Genomic DNA, 17625 nt, shown 5'->3' with positions numbered 1-17625 from the left:
TGCGGGTTGCCCTGCCCGTGCGGGTTCCTACGGCTCGAACTTGTAGCCCAGGCCCCGCACCGTGACGAGGTAGCGGGGAACCGAGGGGTCCGGCTCGATCTTGCTGCGCAAGCGCTTCACGTGGACGTCCAGGGTCTTGGTGTCGCCCACGTAGTCGGAGCCCCAGACGCGGTCGATCAGCTGCCCGCGGGTGAGCACCCGGCCCGAATTGCGAAGGAGCATCTCAAGGAGTTCGAATTCCTTGAGCGGAAGCGATACCTGCTCGCCGTTGACGCTCACCACATGCCGCTCGATGTCCATGCGCACAGGACCGGCCTGCACAGTGGACGTGATGAGTTCCTCCGGCTCGCCTTGCCGGCGCAGCACAGCACGCACGCGCGCCACGAGTTCCCTGGAGGAGTACGGCTTGGTGACGTAGTCGTCCGCGCCGAGTTCCAAGCCAACCACCTTGTCGATTTCCGAATCCTTGGCTGTCAGCATGATGACCGGGACGCTGGAACGCTGGCGCAGTTGCCTGCAGACCTCGGTGCCGGGGGTCCCCGGGAGCTGCAAGTCCAGCAGCACGAGGTCGGCCCCGTTGCGGTCGAACTCCACCAAGGCGTCACTTCCGTTGTCCACCACGTGGACATCGAAGCCTTCCTTGCCCAATAGGTAGGACAGGGGGTCGCTGAACGACTCTTCGTCCTCCACGATCAGAATCCTGCTCAAGCGCCAGCTCCTTGTTCAAGGGCGCGCACAGCGCCCGTCGTTTGAATCACGCTTCGGGGCTTCGCCCCGGCGTCGTTGTCGTCCTGGCCTTCCATTTCCGGAAGGCGGATGGTGAAAGTAGAACCTTGGCCTGGCTGGGACCAGACGGTGACCTCGCCGCCGTGGTTGGACACCACGTGTTTGACGATACTCAAGCCCAAGCCTGTTCCGCCGGTCTGCCGGGACCTCGCCGCATCCACGCGGTAGAAGCGTTCGAAGATGCGTTCCTGGTCCTCCGGGCTGAGGCCCTCACCCTGGTCAGTGACTGAAATGGCAACCACGCCCTCTTTGGCGCGGACCCCCACTCCCACACGGGTGTTCTCCGGCGAATACCGAATGGCGTTGTCGATCAGGTTCCGCAAGGCGGTCACCAACAGGTCCTGGTCCCCGAAAACCATTGTTTCCGAGCGTCCGCCGACGACGATCTTGATGTTCTTGAGCTCGGCCGGGAGCTGCGAACGGTCCACGGCCTCGGCGATCACCGTATTGATGTCCACGGCGTGCCCTTGCTGTGCCACGTTGGCGCCCTGGAGCCGGGACAGCTCAATAATGTCCTGGACCAGCGCGGCAAGCCGTGTCGATTCCTTGTGCATGCGCTTCGCGAAGCGACGTACTGCTTCTTCGTCGTCCGGGCTCGCCTCAAGCGCCTCCGCGAGCAGCGAGATGGCGCCCACCGGCGTCTTGAGTTCGTGCGAGACGTTCGCCACGAAGTCGTTGCGGATCTCTTCGGTGCGGGTGATTTCGGTGCGGTCATCGGCCAGCAGGACGATATATTCCCATCCGAGCATGGCTGCCCGTACCTGCACCACGATCGTTCCCTTACCCAGGGGACCGCGGGGCAATTCGAAAGTCTCTTCCAGGATCACGCCGTCGCGCCGCACCTTTGCGGTCATGTCCAGCAACTGCTTGTGCACCACCGTGTGGCCCCTCACAAGGCCGTATGCGTAGGCCGCGGGACTGGCCCGGACGACGCCGTCGATCGCGTCCACCACGACGAAGGCGCGCCCGACGACGGACAGCACCTCCGCGGCTCCCTCCGGAAGCAGCGGCTCGGTGACGTCCAGGTCCACGATCTTCCGCTGCCGTTCACTGAGCCTGAACGCGAGCACGCCAAAGACGCCGCACGACAGGCCGACTAGACCTGCGATGACACCGATGAGCACTGGATCCACGGATCTAGCTTATGCGCTCAAAACACTGCAAAATATGGAACGGTCACCAAACGGCCCCGGTTCAGCTAACGTTCACCTAAAGGTGCGCAATCGTTCATTGACCGCTGCCACCCTTACTAGTTGGACCGTAGTTAGTGTGATGATTTTCGCGCCGCCAGAAGGGTGCGGAGGAGATTTCCAAGGAGAGGACGCCACCGTGCGCAAGGTTTTTCAGGAGGAGCTCATCCAGGTCGGTGAGGACCTCATCGAGATCTCAAAACTGGTCACTGACGCGATCCAGAACGCAACCACCGCATTCGAAGGGGCCGACGTCGATCTCGCCCAGGACGTCATTGCCGCCGATGCCCGCATCGACTTCCTGCAGAACGGCCTCGACGAACGGGCCATCGATATCCTGGCCCTCCAGGGCCCCGTGGCAAGCGATCTCCGGATGATTGTCGGCTCCCTGCGGATGAGCGCATCCCTGGAGCGCATGGGTGACCTCGCCCGGCACGTGGCCCAGTTGGCCCGTTTGCGCTACCCGGCCACCGTCATCCCCGAGCAGCTGACGGCAACGTTCAAGGACATGGCCCGCCTGGACCTCGAAATCATCCAGAAGGTCACCCTGCTCCTGGAGTCCCGCGACCTGGAAGTTGCCCGGGACATCCTCAAGCTCAACATCCGGGTAGACGATCTGCACCTGAGCGTCTTCAGGGCAATCGCCGATCCCGCGTGGGCCGAGACCGCCACCACCACCGTGGATGTGGCCCTCGCCAGCCGCTACTTCGAGCGTTTCGCCGACCACGGCGTTTCCGTTGCCCGCAAGGTGACCTACCTGGTCACCGGTGAATGGCAGCCGGAAGGCTTCTAGCCAGTCATAGGAAACAGAGACGCCGGCCGGCCCACCTCGTGGTGGGCCGGCCGGCGTCGTTTTCTCAAGCTTATTTCTTGCCTTGGGCAGCCACAGCCTTGATCGACTCTGCCGCGGCCTCGGGGTCGAGGTAGGTTCCGCCGGGGTTGAGCGGCTGGAAGTTCTCGTCCAGGTCGTAGACCAACGGTATGCCCGTGGGGATGTTCAGGCCCGTGATGTCTTCGTCACTGATGCCGTCCAGGTGCTTGACGAGGGCGCGCAGGGAATTGCCGTGGGCCGTGACCAGGACCGTCTTGCCAGCCTTGAGGTCTTCCTTGATGTCCGATTCCCAGTACGGCAGCAGACGCACGAGGACATCCTTGAGGCACTCGGTGCGCGGCAGGGCGTCACCGAGGCCCGCGTAGCGCACGTCGTTCACCTGGGAGAACTCGCTGTCATCGGAAAGGGCCGGCGGCGGGGTGTCGTAGCTGCGGCGCCATTCCATGAACTGCGCTTCACCGAACTCGGCGAGGGTCTGGGCTTTGTCCTTGCCCTGCAGCGCGCCGTAGTGGCGCTCGTTGAGGCGCCAGTCACGCTTGACCGGAATCCAGCCGCGGTCGGCCTTGTCCAAGGCGATGTTCGCGGTGTTGATGGCCCGCTTGAGCAGGGACGTGTACAGGATGTCCGGGAGAACGTTGTTCTCGACCAGGAGCTCTCCGCCGCGCGCAGCTTCCTCGCGGCCTTGGTCGTTCAGGTCGACGTCCACCCAGCCGGTGAACAGGTTCTTGGCGTTCCAGTCGCTGTGGCCGTGGCGCAGCAGAATCAGCTTGTAAGTCATGCTTTTCATCCTAAGCGATCAGGCCTTGCCGTTGCCGGGCGTTACGTCGCAACGCGGGGTCACTTAGCGCCGGTGTTTGTGCGCAGGATGGGCCGTAAGTGACCCCGCGTTGGAGGATAAAGTGGGACGGTGGTGCAAAAAGCAGAGCGGGTGCAGGGAAGACGCGGCAAACCCGTCGGCAACATCACCAGGGGCACCACCAATCCCAACCGCATGCGCCGGCTGGACCGCTGGCTGGCGGGCCCACAGTCTTGGCGGCTGCGCTCCGCCGTCGACCCTTTGGTAGTGGACCTCGGCTACGGTGCTTCCCCGGCCACCGCCGTCGAGCTCTTCGAAAGGCTGCAGGCAGTCCGCCCCGACGTCCGTGTGTGCGGGATCGAGATCGAACCCGAGCGCGTCAGTACCGCGAAATCCCTGGAAAGGCCCGGGCTCAGCTTCCACGTGGGCGGTTTCGAGGTTCCCGTTCCAGGTAATCCCGTGCTGGTGCGGGCCTTCAACGTGCTGCGGCAATACGAGGAGCCGGATGTCGCCGGGATCTGGGCGCTCGTGCAGTCGCGGCTGGCCCCGCAGGGATTGTTCATCGACGGCACGTGTGACGAAATCGGCCGCAGGGTGACGTGGGTTGCGTTGGATTCGAACGGGCCCTTGAGCCTGAGCCTGTCCATGCGGTTCGGCGGTTTCGAACTGCCCTCCGACGTGGCCGAACGGCTGCCGAAGGCACTCATCCACCGCAATGTCCCAGGGGAACGCATTCATGCTTTCCTGAATGCCCTGGACCAGGCCTGGTTGGAGGCCGCACCGCTTGCGTCGTTTGGCAAGAAGCAGCGGTGGACGGCCATGTGCCAATCAATGCGCGACGCCGGCTGGCCGCTTCAGGACGGCGCGTCGCGCTGGCGCCTGGGGGAACTTACCGTCGACTGGTCGGCGGTGGCCCCGGAGTAGGGTGCGGGCCGGTCACCAGGGACCGTAGGGCCCCTGGTTGCGGCCGCTGTTGCCTATTTCCTTCACCGCGGGACGAACGTCCGCCAAGTAGACGCACGCCGCGGTCACGGCGGCGATGCCAAAGAGGCCAAGGCCACCGCCGTTGCCGAGGACGGAGAGGCCGCCGATTACCGCGGCGACCCCGGTCAGGGCCAGCCAGAAGGTCTTGGTGCGCTTGGATGCTGCTTCGAAGGACGAGGGTTTGTGGCGCAGGCAATCGACCAGTGCCCACAGCTCCAAAGCGAAGGCAACCAGTCCCAGAATGAACCAAATCCCATTCTGGATGTTTGAAATCAAAATTTTTCCGTCCACGCCCTCAAGCCTAGCGGTCAAGAGACTTCAGCGCTTGCTCCAAATCCGCCCAGAGGTCTTCGACGTTCTCGATCCCGACGCTCATCCTGACCAGGTTGTCCGGCACGCTGAGCGGCTCGGCGGAATGCCGGCGTCGGCGTTCGATGAGGGATTCGACGCCGCCCAGCGACGTCGCCGGGATCCACAACCGCAATGCGCGAACCAGTTCATCTGCTGCGTCGGCACCGCTGCGGGTTCCGTCTCCGGCCAGCTGGATGCACAAGATCGAACCGAAGCCCTTCATCTGGGACTTGGCCCGTTCATGGCCGGGATCGTCCGCCAGACCCGGGAAGCGGATGGACTCGACGCGCGGGTGGGTACTCAGCCGCTCGGCCAACGTTGCGGCAGAAGCTTGCGAGCGCTCGATCCGGAGTGCCAGCGTGCGCAGGCCGCGGAGCGCGAGCCAGGCCTCGAAGGGACCCGCGATTCCGCCGTGGATGATGCGGTGGTGGAGGAGTTCCGCGCGAAGCTCATCGTTGGAGGTCACCAAGGCGCCGAGTACGACGTCGGAGTGCCCGGCCAGGTATTTCGTCACCGAATGGAGCACGACGTCGGAGCCCAGCGTGAGGGGCTGCTGGACAAGCGGGGTGGAGAAGGTGTTGTCCGTGACCACGATCGCGCCTGCCTCATGGGCAGCGGTGGCCAGTGCCCGTATGTCGGCGATGCCAAGCATCGGGTTGGTGGGGCTTTCAATCCACAGCATGCTGGCAGGCTTGCCGTCCGCGGGGGCGAGCTGCGCTTTGACCGCATCGGTGTCCGCGATGTCAACGGTCCGCAGCTCAAGGATGCCCTTGGCCGCGAGTTCGGTGGCCATGACGAGCGATCCTGCGTAGCTGTGCGTGGGCATGACCAGAACACCGCCGGCCGGCACGAGCGACAACGCGGAGCTCACCGCGGCCAGGCCCGAGGCGTAGAGCAAGCCCGGCAGCTCGGCGCCCTCCAGCTGGGCCAGTGCTTCCTCGAACGGATCCCAGGTGGGGTTGGCATAGCGCCCGTAGCCGCGGTCCCCGTCGCTCAATGCTCCCGTGCCGAAATACGTGGAGGACAGAACGATGGGCGGGTTGACGGGTTGGTCATGGCTACGTTCGGGACGGCCCGCCGCCACCACCACAGTGTCAGGGGACAGATCTGCGGCATGCTCTCGGGAAAGACTCATTGCTCCAGCCTACGGCGCGGGGAACGGGCGCTGGAAAGGTGTTACGGCTGCGTCCCGCGAGCGGCAGGGCGCGCCCCGCGCAGGGTGGCGCCCGCCGTCGTCGGGCACTGTCAGTGTTCCTCTGTACGCTTAGATCCGTGACTACGCAGCGCCTCAAGCAGGACCAGAGCCCCATGCCGGACCAGCGACCGGGACTCTTCATCGCCTTCGAGGGCGGAGACGGGGCAGGCAAGTCCACGCAGGCCGCCCGCCTGGCTGAGTCGCTCGAGTCGCTCGGCTTCACCGTGCTGCGCACCCGCGAGCCCGGGGGCACGCCGATCGGCGAGAAGCTGCGTTCCCTGGTGCTGGACCACGGCCACGGCACCATCGATCCCAGGACCGAAGCCCTCATGTTCGCAGCCTCCCGGGCCGCCCACGCAAGCCAGGTCATCCGCCCGGCCTTGGCACAGGGTTCAGTGGTGATCACGGACCGCTATATAGACTCCTCCGTCGCCTACCAAGGTGCCGGCAGGGACCTCGGGACCGTGGATGTCAGGCGGCTCAACGAATGGGCCACCGAAGGACTCGAGCCGGACCTGACAGTACTCCTCGACGTCCACCCGGGCGACGGGCGGGACCGCAGGACTGCCGGAGACGCCGCCGAGGACCGGCTCGAGTCGGAACCGGACGATTTCCACGCCCGCATCCGTGCCGCGTTCCTGGAACTGGCGGAGGCACACCCGGAGACGTATCTCGTGCTGCCGGCCAAGGATGACATCGAAGGCCTCGCCGCGCAGATCCTCCGGCGCGTGCAGGACTTGCTCGGGAGCCGCACGTGAGTGTCTGGGACGAGCTCCAGGGCCAGGCGCCCGTCGTCGCCCAATTGCGCGCGGCCGCCCAAGGCGAAGGCCTCACGCACGCGTGGTTGTTCACCGGACCGCCGGGGTCCGGCCGCTCCAACGCGGCCAAGGCATTCGCTGCGGCATTGAACTGTGAACAGGACGATGTCGCGCTTCGAGGCTGCGGCGAATGCGCATCGTGCCGGACGATCCTTGGCGAGACCCACTCCGACGTGACCTTTGTCCGCACCGAGAAGGTCACCATCACCATCGAAGAAGCCCGACAGCTGGTGTCCAAGGCGGGCGACCGGCCGGCGTCGGGCCGTTGGCGCATCATCGTGGTGGAGGACGCGGACCGGATGGCCGAACGCACCACCAACGTACTCCTCAAGGCAATTGAGGAACCCACGCCCCGGACCATCTGGATGCTGTGCGCGCCGTCGCCCGCGGATGTGCTGGTCACCATCCGTTCGCGCTGCCGCCCAGTAAGCCTCCGGATTCCGCCTGCTGCCGACGTTGCCGCCCTGCTGGTGAGGCGCGACGGCGTCGACCCCGCCATCGCGGACCGGGCCGCCCGCGCTGCCCAAAGCCACATCGGAATCGCGCGCCGGCTGGCCCGCGACCCGGAGGCCAGGGAGCGCCGGATGGAAACCGTCCGTTTCCCGCTGGGCCTTCGGGGCGTCACTGCGGCCGTGATGATGGCCGAAAAGCTGGTCAAGATCGCGACCGATGAAGCCAACAGCTCCAACGACGAACGTGACGCTGCCGAGAAGGTCGCCCTGCTCGCGAGCCTGGGTGCTCCGGAGTCGGGGACCCTGCCGCCGACGATGCGCAGCCAGGTGCGGCAACTTGAAGAAGAGCAGAAGCGGCGTGCCAAGCGCTCCATCACAGATTCCCTCGACCGCACGCTGACCGATCTGCTGTCCTTCTACCGGGACGTCCTGGTCATTCAGCTGGGGAACGCCGTGGAGTTGGTCAACGTTGAGCTCAGGAGTGAACTGGAGGCCTACGCGGCCGGCTCCACGCCTGAAACCACCTTGGCGCGAATGGATGCCATCAACAAGGCACGCGTACGGATCACCACGACCAACGTGGCACCGCTGCTGGCCGTCGAGTCCATGGCGAGCAGCCTGATACAGCAATAGCCGGATAGTTTAGAAGTACAGCACGCTTCCCCAGCCTGAGGAGAAACGCATGACCCCCGCACGACGCCGGCCCGCCGGGTCCAGTTCCAGGACACGGTTCCCCTCTCTGCGGCGGGCGGCAACGGCAGTCGCTGCCACGGTCTCCGCCAGCCTGCTGCTGAGCGGCTGCGTGTTCTCGGTACCGGTGCCCAACGATGGCGCCGGCAACGGGTCCGGGGGCGGCAACGTCAGCAGCCCCGATGCGTCCATCGCTGCAGCGGCACCGGCAGGACTGGAGAGCTTCTACTCCCAAAAGGCGAACTGGACCTCCTGTGAGCAGGGATTCCAGTGCGCCAACATCAAAGTGCCGGTTGACTATGCCAAACCCGATGGTGACAGCATCTCCATCGCGGCGATCCGGCTCCAGAGCCAGGGCACGAAGAAGGGCTCGCTGCTGGTGAATCCCGGCGGTCCCGGCGCTTCAGGCTATGACTTCGTCAGGGACGCGGCGAAGACGCACTTCACCAGCAAGCTGCGGTCCAGCTTCGACCTGGTGGGCTTCGACCCGCGCGGCGTCAAGCGGTCGGCACCGGTGACGTGCCTCAGCGATGCCGAGCGGGACGCTTCCCGCGAGAAGGTCTACAACTATCACACTGACCAGGGCATCGCCGCGGCACTGGCCGACACGAAGGCCGTCAATGCCAAGTGCGTGGAAAAGTCCGGGCCCGCACTGCCACACATCGACACGGTAAGCTCCGCCAAGGACATGGACATCCTCCGCGCAGTGCTGAACGACGCGAAACTCAACTACCTCGGCTTCTCCTACGGAACCTCACTCGGTGCCACCTATGCGTCCCTGTTCCCGAACAACGTCGGCAAGCTTGCTTTGGATGGCGCAGTGGATCCGTCCCTCAACAACGAAGACCTCACCGCTGGGCAGGCAGAGGCGTTCGAAAAGGAACTCCGCACTTATGTGGCGGATTGCCAGGCAAAGTCCGGGTGCCCCATGACCGGCAGCGTCGATAGTGGCGTGCAGCAGATCCAGGACCTGATTGCCGACGTCGAACAGAATCCCAAGCGCGCCAAGGACGGCCGTTTGGTCACCGGGGCGACGTTTGTCAGCGGTATTTTCACCCCGCTCTACGACAACGAATCGTGGCCTGTCCTTACCCAGGCTTTGGTGGCCGCGTTCAAGGGCGACGTGTCGCTCATGCTTCGGATTGCCGACTTTGGCGCTGACAGGGACCCGAACGGCACCTATACGTCAAACACCACGTTCGCTTTCAACGCCATCAACTGCCTTGACTACCCCATGGTTACGGACACCGCCGGGATGCGTTCCGAGGAAGCCCGGCTGAAGCAGCTCTCCCCCACCTTCGGCTATTACTTCGCCTACGGCGGCATCAACTGCAAGGACTGGCCCTACAAGCCGGTGCATACGCCGGCTCCCGTCAAGTACACCGGGGCGGCGCCGATTGTGGTTATTGGTACCACAGGGGACCCCGCGACGCCTGTCGCCTGGGCTGGTTCCCTTCGGAAACAACTCGGCAACGCTTCCCTCGTGACGTGGAAGGGCGAAGGCCACACCGCCTACGGCCGCTCCAACCAATGCGTGTCCGACGCCGTCGACAACTACTTCGTGGATGGAAAGGTGCCTTCGGACGGGACTATGTGCTGACTGCTTTGGGGCCGTTTTTGGGGGGCCGCCACTTCTGACCGTTTTTGGAGCCGGGTTGAACCGATTGCGGGGCGGCAAGACGGGGATGTTTGACGCCAGGTGCCCGCAAAGATGGTCATTTGTTGAGGCGTAGGCCTGAATGGTGGGCCCGGATGGCGGCCTGCACTTCCACGACCATGGCCTCCGGATGGTGAACAACGTCCTCGTAGAAGTACCTCAACACAGTGAAGCCGCCGGCAACAGAAGTGTTGTCCCGGCGTCGATCCCTCTTGATGGCGCGGGGTTCGAAGTGCGTCTTGCCGTCCAGCTCAACGATCAAAAAGCGCTCGACGACGAAATCGACCTCCCCCACGCCGGGCAGTTCCACGTGCTGCACGAAAGCGATTCCAGCCTGTTGGAAGTGCATGGCCGCCAGTGGTTCAAGCAGGGAATCGGCTCTCCGGCGCACGAGATCCAGGACGTCCCTCGCCCGGCCGTTCCTGTTGCCGGGCAGCTTTCCGCGTAGGAACTCCACGGTTATATCGCCACGCGCAACGGCACACTGCACCATGACCAACGCTTCAGCTGGCGGCCGGCAACGCAAGGCATGCACCAGCACATCGGCAAGAGCTGCCACCGGCCGGCCCGGCAAGGCCGGCAACGAGGCGCTCCGGTGCAGCACTACGCCGTCGCGGTGTAGCCCGTTGCCGCAGACCAAATGGAGCTCGCTGGCGGGATGCAGTTGCCAAAGTCCATAGTGCGGGGCAGCCGAAACGCATGTGAGGACACCTCCGTGCCGAAAGGCTTCAGCGAATTCCGGAGGTGCACCCGCCAAAGCCACGACGCCGCGATAAGGAACCACCACTCCGCCCCGCCGTGCCACAGTTCGGAGCTGCCAGGCGCCGACTCCTGCGTTGAGGATGTCCCTGCGCTTGGCCACGCCTCCCCGTGCACGAAGGGCAGCTATGAGATCCATGGCTCCACGATGCCTGCGGGGAGGGTTGGTGCGGAGCCCCCAATACCCCTATGTGGACAACTTCATCCTTTTCGGCCGCCACAAGTGACCACTATTGCCTGCCACCCTGCGGCGTAGGTGGCGGATTGACGGCTTCCGCGTAGCTGAGATGGGGCCCAAAAGTGGTAGATCGTTGCGGGCAAGGCTAGAGCCGTGCGGCGCGGGGCTCCAGCAGCGCGGGAAGGTACTTGACTGAGGGCACGACGGCGGTGGCCCCGGCCGCCCGCAAAGCCGCCTCGGAGTGGAAGCCAGTGAGTACACCCACCACGGCGGAGGCGCCGGAGCGAACGCCGGACAACATATCCGAGCTCGTGTCCCCCACCACCACGACCTCGCGGACATCGTCCAGGTCAAGGGCCAACACTGCCGTGAGAATCATGTCCGGGTAAGGGCGACCGCGGCCGGCGTCGGCGGGGCACAGGCTGAGATCCGCCTTCCCCATCCAGCCCAAGGACTCAAGCACCATGTTCTGGGTGTGCCGGCCGAATCCCGTGGCCAGGCAGACTTTCATGCCGGAGTCCCGCATCCAGTCGATGGTTTCCTCGGCGCCTGGAATAGCCCGGACGCCGCCGTCGGCAATCAGATCGTCGTAGGCGCGTTCGAAGGCCTTGTTGGCGCTCTCAGCCCGTTGAGGTTCTTCGAAAAGGTGGCTGAAAACGGTCAACTTGGAAAAGCCCATGGTGTCCCGGGCGTAGCCGAGCATGCTTTCGAAACGGGGCGAACCAGGCTCGACGCCAGTCTCCTGCAGGGCGAGGGACATCGCGCGCTCGGTACGGCCATCGTCGGTAATCGTGGTGCCCACCATGTCCAAGACAGCAAGCCGGAGCCGCTGCGCACGGTGCGCTCCGGCGTCGTCCGCGTTGATCCTCTTGCTGCTGTCCATGCTCATGGCGCCCCTTCGCTGGTTGGTGACCGAAATCGTGCGGCCACGTTAGTCCGCCCAGCTTGCCCCCGGTCCGCGACGACGGCCTGAACCCGGCGCGACGAGCGGGTGAATTCCGCGACAACGGCGCCACGGGAACTCCCCCCGGGGCTGTTTTGACCCGGACGAGGTGACTCTATTACAGTTGTATCTTGCGTGATTCAGCCGGTACCCGGACGATAGCGCGGTGCTTCCTTAGCTCAGTCGGTAGAGCGTTTCACTCGTAATGAAAAGGTCATCAGTTCGATTCTGATAGGAAGCTCGAAAAGAACCCCGTATTCCCGCTCGTTCAGCGGGAATACGGGGTTTCTCGTTCGTTCGAGGAAAAGTCCCGTGTACCGAGAGGGCACACTTATGGCACACTTTCGCTTGACCCACGTATCGATTCATGGCACGAGTCTAGACTTCGCCGCCTACTCTAGGTGGGCATGTGCCACGCGCAGCCACATCTTCTGACTGGTGCTCGTCCTCCTCGCCGCTGCCGCTGCGGCGTTGATTGTGGGAGCCCATCCAGCCGGTCAGGGTTCTTGTGCCGCCGGTCGCCCGGAGCCACAGCCGTCGTCACTGGAGCCAATCCAGAGTGGGGGCTGACATCGTAAGATCCAGCAACTTGTTGACGGCTAGTGTGCCGCGCCTGGACTCCGTGACATATCTTTTGCGAGCGAATCGAAGATTTCTTCGGCGGTCTTCTTCCAGACGAAGGGCCTGGGGTCCTCGATCCAGGCGGTGACTTCCTTTTCCCAGGGCCGCACGCCTGTGTGGACACCTCAGGGTTGGTGCAACGATGACGTGTAACGAAAGATCACAATTAGCTTAGCGACGGCGGTCCTTCGGGCGATGGTGGTCATGGAGGGTGCTAGGCGCGGCTGCCACAACAGCGGCGCGGTTGTTGAAGATTGTCTGCGCGATGAATCCGGGCCGCACCAGTTGGGCCAGTTCGACTTCCCTTTCTTCGCGGAAGCCGACGAGAACATTGCCGCTCGACCGTGACGACGCCGGAGCGGTGGCCGGCCGCCTCTCATTGAACAGGCGGAACGATGCAACGAGTTCTTAAGGTTGGCCGAGAACAGCTAACTCCGACACGAATTCTGGGCCAGCTTTGCTTGCGGTGTGTGTGCCGGCGACGAGTTCACCGGCTTACCGTCTCAACGGAGACGCGGGTCGCTCGCTTTATGTTGAGCGTGGTTAGGTGGCCTGGGAATCCGCCCCGGGGCTGGCTTTTTTCTATGAGTCAAAGCCGGGGTTTACTGAGACAGCGTGCACTACTAGGCTTCGGTGAAACTGCGATTTACATATGCAGGGGATTCACATGCGTGTCAACGGAGAAGACTGGGGAAAAAGATTGAACCACGACCGCCTGCGAGAAGTTCCACTCCCACTAACGTTGGTCTTTACTGGATCTGCAGGTGCAGGTCTCCTACTGCTAATTCTACTTTCAGCCTTCGGCTTTGAGATTGGTTTGACACTTTCTGCCGTGGGTCTTGTCATGGCCTTGCTCATACCGCTTGGCATAGAGTTGCGCAACCGAACAACGAGACCGCGGAAAGTTACCTTCATCGACTACCGCAAGCACCATTTTGGCCAAGGAGTAGCCGCGGGACTTGTGGAGGTCCTGAAGAATGATAAGAGACACTGGCGCATCGATATAGTCCTCCCCGATTCCCAAACCGGCCTTGATACCGTGCAGTGGCAGACCCATGAGCTTCAGACTGCGCTTATCAAGTCTGCAGACGCCGTAGTCGTGATTCCAGCCGGAGACGACCCCGGTCTTTGGCACTCGATGGCCGCTCTAATCAAATCGGGTGCGTCCGTGATCGCAGTTGACACCAAGCCGCCAAATGCGGTTTTCCGCAAGCTAGCACTCGAAGGGCCGAAGTTCGTCTCGTCTCGATATGACGAGACGGGCCGACTAATTGGTGATTGGCTCGTGACCTGGCTCAACGAGGACGAACAGCGAAATTGCATTCTCTGGATCGGCCCCCAGAACAGTTGGCCGGGCAAAGAGCGTAGCCGAAACGTCCTCTACCAGCTCACAGCATCTGGACTTGGCCACCGTGTCACCCCCATGCCCATCACGGACTGGGCACCAAGCCGAGAACGGTGTGTGCAAACCCACCAGTTGATTTTCGAGATGCCGGGAGAAGTTGCGATTTACTGCGCCGATGACGAAAACGCCATAGCCTTGCACGTCCTAACACTCAACGAATTCACACATATGCGTGGCCGCATGAAAATTATTGGATGCAACGCGACCGCTGACGATTGGGGCAATATTCCGGCGTTCGCAATGAAAGCCGTCGATGTAACGGTGGATGTCCAGGCGAGGGAGCAAGGCAAAGAGGCCGCCACTCTGTTAATCAAGCAGCGCTCCGGGAGCCTCTACTCGGACGAAAGGAGCGCCTACATTAGCCCGCTACTAAGAATTCCCGAATATGCCAAAACGCTCACCGGTGTGGCTCTCGGCCGCGAGGACAGCAAGTCAGTGGAAACTCTAGTCGCTCCCCTTCCGGAAATTGAAGGCGGAGAGCGAAAAAAGGTCGAAGACAATCCAATTGAGCTCTCAGCTGTGAGGGCGCGGATCGAAATCTAGCTCAGCGAACCGGCTGGGGCTTGGGCTCCACGACTCGGTACAGGCGAGGACTACTGGGGCATAGGCGTCAGCCGTCCCACCGGGGCCGTCCAAACCTGCCGCAGTCGCCATGGAAATGGGTGCGCCAAAACTCGGCGAGATTATCCTGAATCGTCCCACTACGCATTCAGACCATTATCGGTGATTCCGGCGGGTGTTTTGCTCTCTTCAGGGGTAGCGCAACAATGACACGTACACGCGGTAATCGAAAATTGTACATTCGAACGGCCTCAACCGGTCGGCGAGGCTAGGCGTCCCCTCTCGCTCACCCGTGGCTACTTGCCGCGGATCTCGAGCGCTTCGACACGGAGTGGCGGTTCGCCGGGCCACACTAGGACGCCGTTGCCGCGACGGGAGTTTTCCATGTCCAGGACGTCCATGCGCGTTGTAGTTCCATCGGGATGCCGAAGTTCGCAGGCGAAGATGAGATTCTTCAACTCCCCCGCCACGCCTCCGGCTCCTGCCAGCGCAAGAAGGTGCTCCAGCTCTTCGGATGGGTAGTCGACGAACACCTTGTGCCCAAGGACAGTCAACTCTTCTAGCGTCAGCCGCTTAAGCTTCGCTTCCACGTACCGGTATTTGCCCGCCCAAGGGTCCTCGCCTTCCTCGGCCGGTTGGAGTCCGTAGCGGACACATTCAGCGGCCACCTCATACGCCTTCGCCTCCGAAATCGCTTCGGCTATGGCGCTGCGCAGGGTCTTCACAGTCGCTTGCTTCGAAAGCTCACGCGCAGGTGGGTCATGAAAAAGACCAGAGAGGATGTCAAAGGGATAGCCAGCTTGGTCCGGTTGCGAAGTCACCTTTCAAGTTTCCCAGCGCACGTTGGTATTCCTTCGCTCGGCGCGAGTCAGTTTTTCAATTTAGGCCAGCTTTCTGCCGCAGCCCACCTGTCGGATTCGTTCCCTGGGAGTGGGCACAAATAGGATGTCTGTCGGGTCGCCCTTTGGAGTGCAGCGCTGGACAGTGCAGTGTGGGAAGAGGGCGGCCTTCCTTCGTCCCGGCACAGGACCGGACACGGAAATCGAGGGTGCCGACCGGCAGAATTGAGCGAAGACCAAGACATGAATAACGGCAATTCTGGCGAACTGAACCTAGGACATCTGTTCCAAGCTGCCGGGCTGGCGCCGAAAGAGGTGCAGGTCATCCGACACACCCTCAAACCCGATGGACTGGTGACACGAGCTGATGCGATGGGGCCGAACCTGCTGCCGTACGTGCGGGAGCAAGGCATCCGCAATAGTAAGCTGCCGGCAACTCCTCCCCGGTTCTGGCTGAACTTCCTCGCCACGACGGGCCGGCGCGCCCGGTTCATTACCGCCTACCAAAACCATGGCGAAGTCCTGGCGGAGCGCACCGAGGATCTCCGGTTCTTTGACCTACGGCCCACTCCAGTGTTCGCTGCCCTAGCAGACCGTTTGGTTATCGAGTGGACGAAGGACGCGGTGAACTGGGCTAAGACGGGAGACCAAGCAGTCGGCATGTCTGTTGTCGAGATCGCAGACCCATCAAGCGTGGCCTTTCCCGGATTCGACTCAGTCCTTGTCAGCTACGAGGAGCTCCAGGCCATCATCACTGACGACCGCTACGGGCAATGGCGGACGGCGCTCAGCTCCGTCCAGGGGATCTACCTCATCGCCGACACCGGCAACGGCAGGCTGTACGTGGGGAAAGCCGACGGCGCAGAACGCTTCCTGGGCCGCTGGAGCGAGGATGCCAGGAACGGCCATGGTGGCAACGTCGCCCTCCGGGAGCTGGCTGCTGCCGATGCCCGGCACCGGCAGCACTTCCAGTTCAGCATCCTGCAGGTCTTCTCGCCGAGTGCGCCGGCCGCCCAGGTCGATGCGGCCGAAACCCACTACAAGAAGGCTCTACTTACACGGCAGTTCGGCATGAATCTGAACTGACGGTTTCAAGGTACTGGGGCTTCCTGCCGGGCCGGCCGTAAGCTCTGTGGGTACGGCGTCTTAGCTGGGATGCGTGCAGGGCTGACCGGTGATCCTTGCGTTGCGTGCCCGGATGAAGTCGTTGCTCTTGGCCAGGTATTCCAGGTATTGGGCCTCGTCCTGCGGGACCGCTGGGGTGTTGAAGTCATCGAAGTCGTGGAAGAAGTCGATGGTCCCGTCGGTCTTCAGAAGGTCCTGCAGCAGGAAAAAGTCGACATACCCGTTGAAGTCGCAGAATAGGGCGAAGAATTCCCTGTACCTGAGCAGGACATCTTCAAGGGGACTCCACTGCTTGCGGTCGTCATAGTAGCGGCGGATGCATTCCAGGGTCAGATCGAAACGGTCCGCGATCTTACTGCTGAAGCCGCGCGCCCCGTTTATGGTCATCTTCCCGTCGACCTTGTTGCCCGGGAGCACGATGGAGCTCCCAATGGTGTAGCCGGGCCACTCTGGCAGGTCCTCCGGCGGGATGTTCCTGATGATGCGCCCGGCCCGCTTCTGCAACCTGGTGGTGATGGCGTCGCTGGCCATGAAGAAGACACCATTTGAGGATCTGTGCACTAGGTAGGCGTTCGGCTCCTGTATCAGATCAAAACGCCCATCACCGCAAGGAAGCCTCTTGCTCCACAGTTTCTGGTGGTAGTCCTTCAGAGTCTGACTATCAGAATCAGGGTCTCCGCCTTGTGCATCGGAGTTGAAGTCAAAGGACGTGTCAATGCATTTCGTCTTTGCTTGATCCATCAGGTTCCCCCTGCTCGTAAGGCTCCGCGATCATCGACATGGCAGGAGCCAGGGCTGGTCCAGCTCGCTGGTGGCCGGATGCTTCCGTTCCTGCTTCGCTTTGATTATCTCTGCGGGTCGCTGGGAATGCCGGTAGTTAGGGATTGTGACATTGCGAGTCTGGCCTTCCCGTACAGACTGGCGTCCAGACGCCAACAGAGCCCGGCGACGCATGCCAGCCCCTTTCGGAATGAGACATTGGCCAGACCTTCGCAGAACGGAGGCCGTGGACGGGTCAATTCCATCGACCAGGGACCGCAGGGCGATCCCCCGTTCCTGCATCTCAGCGACGGTGTTCAGCACGTCAATCAGGGATCTGCCCAGCCGGCCGATGCGATAGACCAGCACAGAGTCCCCTTCGCGGGCGTACGCGAGCAGCTTGCTCAGGGCTGGACGTTCGCGTGCGGACTTCGCTCCGGAGAGTTGGTCGAAGTAGATGTGCTCTTCTTTGACGCCGGCCTCGATGAGCGCATCGAACTGCATCTGGCCGTGCTGGTCGGTGGTCGACGTCCTGACGTATCCAAGTAGTAGTCCCATGCCCAGATGCTAGATCCGGGGTGTGTCATTTGGGACTGCCCCGGCTTTTGTTGACTCGGGGTCTTAGGCCGCTGTGAGCGCGGTCCGGTTGATTGTTTCATATTCGATGGGCGTGAGTTTTCCCAG

At 62.8% G+C, this 17625-nt stretch carries 17 protein-coding genes and 1 tRNA gene; 8 read left to right on the top strand and 10 right to left on the bottom strand.

Annotated elements, in window-relative coordinates:
* Positions 1 to 27: 27 nt before the first annotated feature.
* Together AB0323_RS22540 and AB0323_RS22535 are read right to left on the bottom strand one after the other, a co-directional pair.
* Positions 28 to 708, bottom strand: a complete 681-nt coding sequence (locus AB0323_RS22540) for a response regulator transcription factor (RefSeq protein ID WP_366179316.1) — start codon at positions 706 to 708, stop codon at positions 28 to 30.
* On the bottom strand, positions 705 to 1910 hold the full coding sequence (locus tag AB0323_RS22535) for an ATP-binding protein (protein WP_364542821.1): 1206 nt from the start codon (positions 1908 to 1910) through the stop codon (positions 705 to 707). Before AB0323_RS22535 ends, AB0323_RS22540 begins: the two co-directional genes overlap by 4 nt.
* 205 nt (positions 1911 to 2115) lie before the next feature.
* Between AB0323_RS22535 and phoU the strand changes: the two genes are divergently transcribed.
* The gene (gene phoU / locus AB0323_RS22530; RefSeq protein WP_366179315.1) at positions 2116 to 2769 is read left to right on the top strand and encodes a phosphate signaling complex protein PhoU; all 654 of its coding nucleotides are present in this window, start codon (positions 2116 to 2118) and stop codon (positions 2767 to 2769) included.
* 70 nt (positions 2770 to 2839) lie between these two features.
* Here the strand turns inward: phoU and AB0323_RS22525 are convergent, their stop codons facing one another.
* Positions 2840 to 3586 (bottom strand): phosphoglyceromutase, encoded by a 747-nt coding sequence (locus AB0323_RS22525; protein WP_366179314.1) that lies wholly within the window; start codon positions 3584 to 3586, stop codon positions 2840 to 2842.
* Positions 3587 to 3718: 132 nt separating this feature from the next.
* Here AB0323_RS22525 and AB0323_RS22520 point away from each other — a divergent pair, with 132 nt between their 5' ends.
* Complete coding sequence (locus tag AB0323_RS22520; RefSeq protein WP_366179325.1) at positions 3719 to 4528, top strand: class I SAM-dependent methyltransferase; 810 nt, start codon at positions 3719 to 3721, stop codon at positions 4526 to 4528.
* Between the two features lie 12 nt (positions 4529 to 4540).
* Here AB0323_RS22520 and AB0323_RS22515 read toward each other — a convergent pair whose 3' ends face one another.
* Both AB0323_RS22515 and AB0323_RS22510 read right to left on the bottom strand, forming a co-directional pair.
* Complete coding sequence (locus AB0323_RS22515; RefSeq protein WP_364542802.1) at positions 4541 to 4879, bottom strand: DUF2516 family protein; 339 nt, start codon at positions 4877 to 4879, stop codon at positions 4541 to 4543.
* 10 nt (positions 4880 to 4889) lie between these two features.
* A complete protein-coding gene (locus AB0323_RS22510; protein ID WP_366179313.1) occupies positions 4890 to 6074 on the bottom strand; it encodes an aminotransferase class I/II-fold pyridoxal phosphate-dependent enzyme in 1185 nt (394 codons plus the stop codon).
* A 173-nt stretch (positions 6075 to 6247) separates the two neighbouring features.
* On the opposite strand from AB0323_RS22510, the gene tmk reads away from it, so the two are divergent.
* Genes tmk through AB0323_RS22495 form a run of 3 tightly spaced genes read left to right on the top strand, consistent with a single transcriptional unit; the run spans position 6248 to position 9694 of the window.
* Positions 6248 to 6892: a dTMP kinase gene (gene tmk / locus AB0323_RS22505; RefSeq protein WP_366179324.1), complete on the top strand. Its 645-nt coding sequence runs from the start codon at positions 6248 to 6250 to the stop codon at positions 6890 to 6892.
* Positions 6889 to 8037, top strand: a complete 1149-nt coding sequence (locus AB0323_RS22500) for a DNA polymerase III subunit delta' (protein WP_366179312.1) — start codon at positions 6889 to 6891, stop codon at positions 8035 to 8037. Before tmk ends, AB0323_RS22500 begins: the two co-directional genes overlap by 4 nt.
* A 49-nt stretch (positions 8038 to 8086) precedes the next feature.
* Complete coding sequence (locus tag AB0323_RS22495; RefSeq protein WP_366179311.1) at positions 8087 to 9694, top strand: alpha/beta hydrolase; 1608 nt, start codon at positions 8087 to 8089, stop codon at positions 9692 to 9694.
* 115 nt (positions 9695 to 9809) lie between these two features.
* Here the strand turns inward: AB0323_RS22495 and AB0323_RS22490 are convergent, their stop codons facing one another.
* Positions 9810 to 10649, bottom strand: a complete 840-nt coding sequence (locus AB0323_RS22490; protein ID WP_366179310.1) for a DUF559 domain-containing protein — start codon at positions 10647 to 10649, stop codon at positions 9810 to 9812.
* A gap of 184 nt (positions 10650 to 10833) precedes the next feature.
* Positions 10834 to 11577, bottom strand: a complete 744-nt coding sequence (locus AB0323_RS22485; protein WP_366179309.1) for an HAD family hydrolase — start codon at positions 11575 to 11577, stop codon at positions 10834 to 10836.
* A gap of 222 nt (positions 11578 to 11799) precedes the next feature.
* Here AB0323_RS22485 and AB0323_RS22480 point away from each other — a divergent pair.
* A tRNA-Thr gene (locus AB0323_RS22480) sits at positions 11800 to 11872 on the top strand.
* Between the two features lie 1047 nt (positions 11873 to 12919).
* Positions 12920 to 14200, top strand: coding sequence for a hypothetical protein (locus tag AB0323_RS22475; RefSeq protein ID WP_366179308.1), 1281 nt, complete (start codon positions 12920 to 12922; stop codon positions 14198 to 14200).
* Positions 14201 to 14514: 314 nt separating this feature from the next.
* Here the strand turns inward: AB0323_RS22475 and AB0323_RS22470 are convergent, their stop codons facing one another.
* Positions 14515 to 14943 carry a hypothetical protein gene (locus tag AB0323_RS22470; RefSeq protein WP_366179307.1) on the bottom strand — a complete coding sequence of 143 codons (429 nt, stop codon included), beginning with the start codon at positions 14941 to 14943 and terminating at the stop codon, positions 14515 to 14517.
* Positions 14944 to 15300: 357 nt separating this feature from the next.
* Between AB0323_RS22470 and AB0323_RS22465 the strand changes: the two genes are divergently transcribed.
* On the top strand, positions 15301 to 16143 hold the full coding sequence (locus AB0323_RS22465) for a GIY-YIG nuclease family protein (RefSeq protein WP_366179306.1): 843 nt from the start codon (positions 15301 to 15303) through the stop codon (positions 16141 to 16143).
* Positions 16144 to 16203: 60 nt separating this feature from the next.
* Here the strand turns inward: AB0323_RS22465 and AB0323_RS22460 are convergent, their stop codons facing one another.
* A complete protein-coding gene (locus AB0323_RS22460; RefSeq protein WP_366179305.1) occupies positions 16204 to 16713 on the bottom strand; it encodes a hypothetical protein in 510 nt (169 codons plus the stop codon).
* 240 nt (positions 16714 to 16953) lie between these two features.
* Positions 16954 to 17499 (bottom strand): recombinase family protein, encoded by a 546-nt coding sequence (locus AB0323_RS22455; protein ID WP_366179304.1) that lies wholly within the window; start codon positions 17497 to 17499, stop codon positions 16954 to 16956.
* Between the last annotated feature and the right edge of the window lie 126 nt (positions 17500 to 17625).

Source organism: Arthrobacter sp. NPDC080031, assembly GCF_040702485.1.
Classification (GTDB): Bacteria; Actinomycetota; Actinomycetes; order Actinomycetales; family Micrococcaceae; genus Arthrobacter.
Note: the sequence above shows the minus strand (reverse complement) of the source record. Positions and strands in the feature narration are given on the sequence as shown.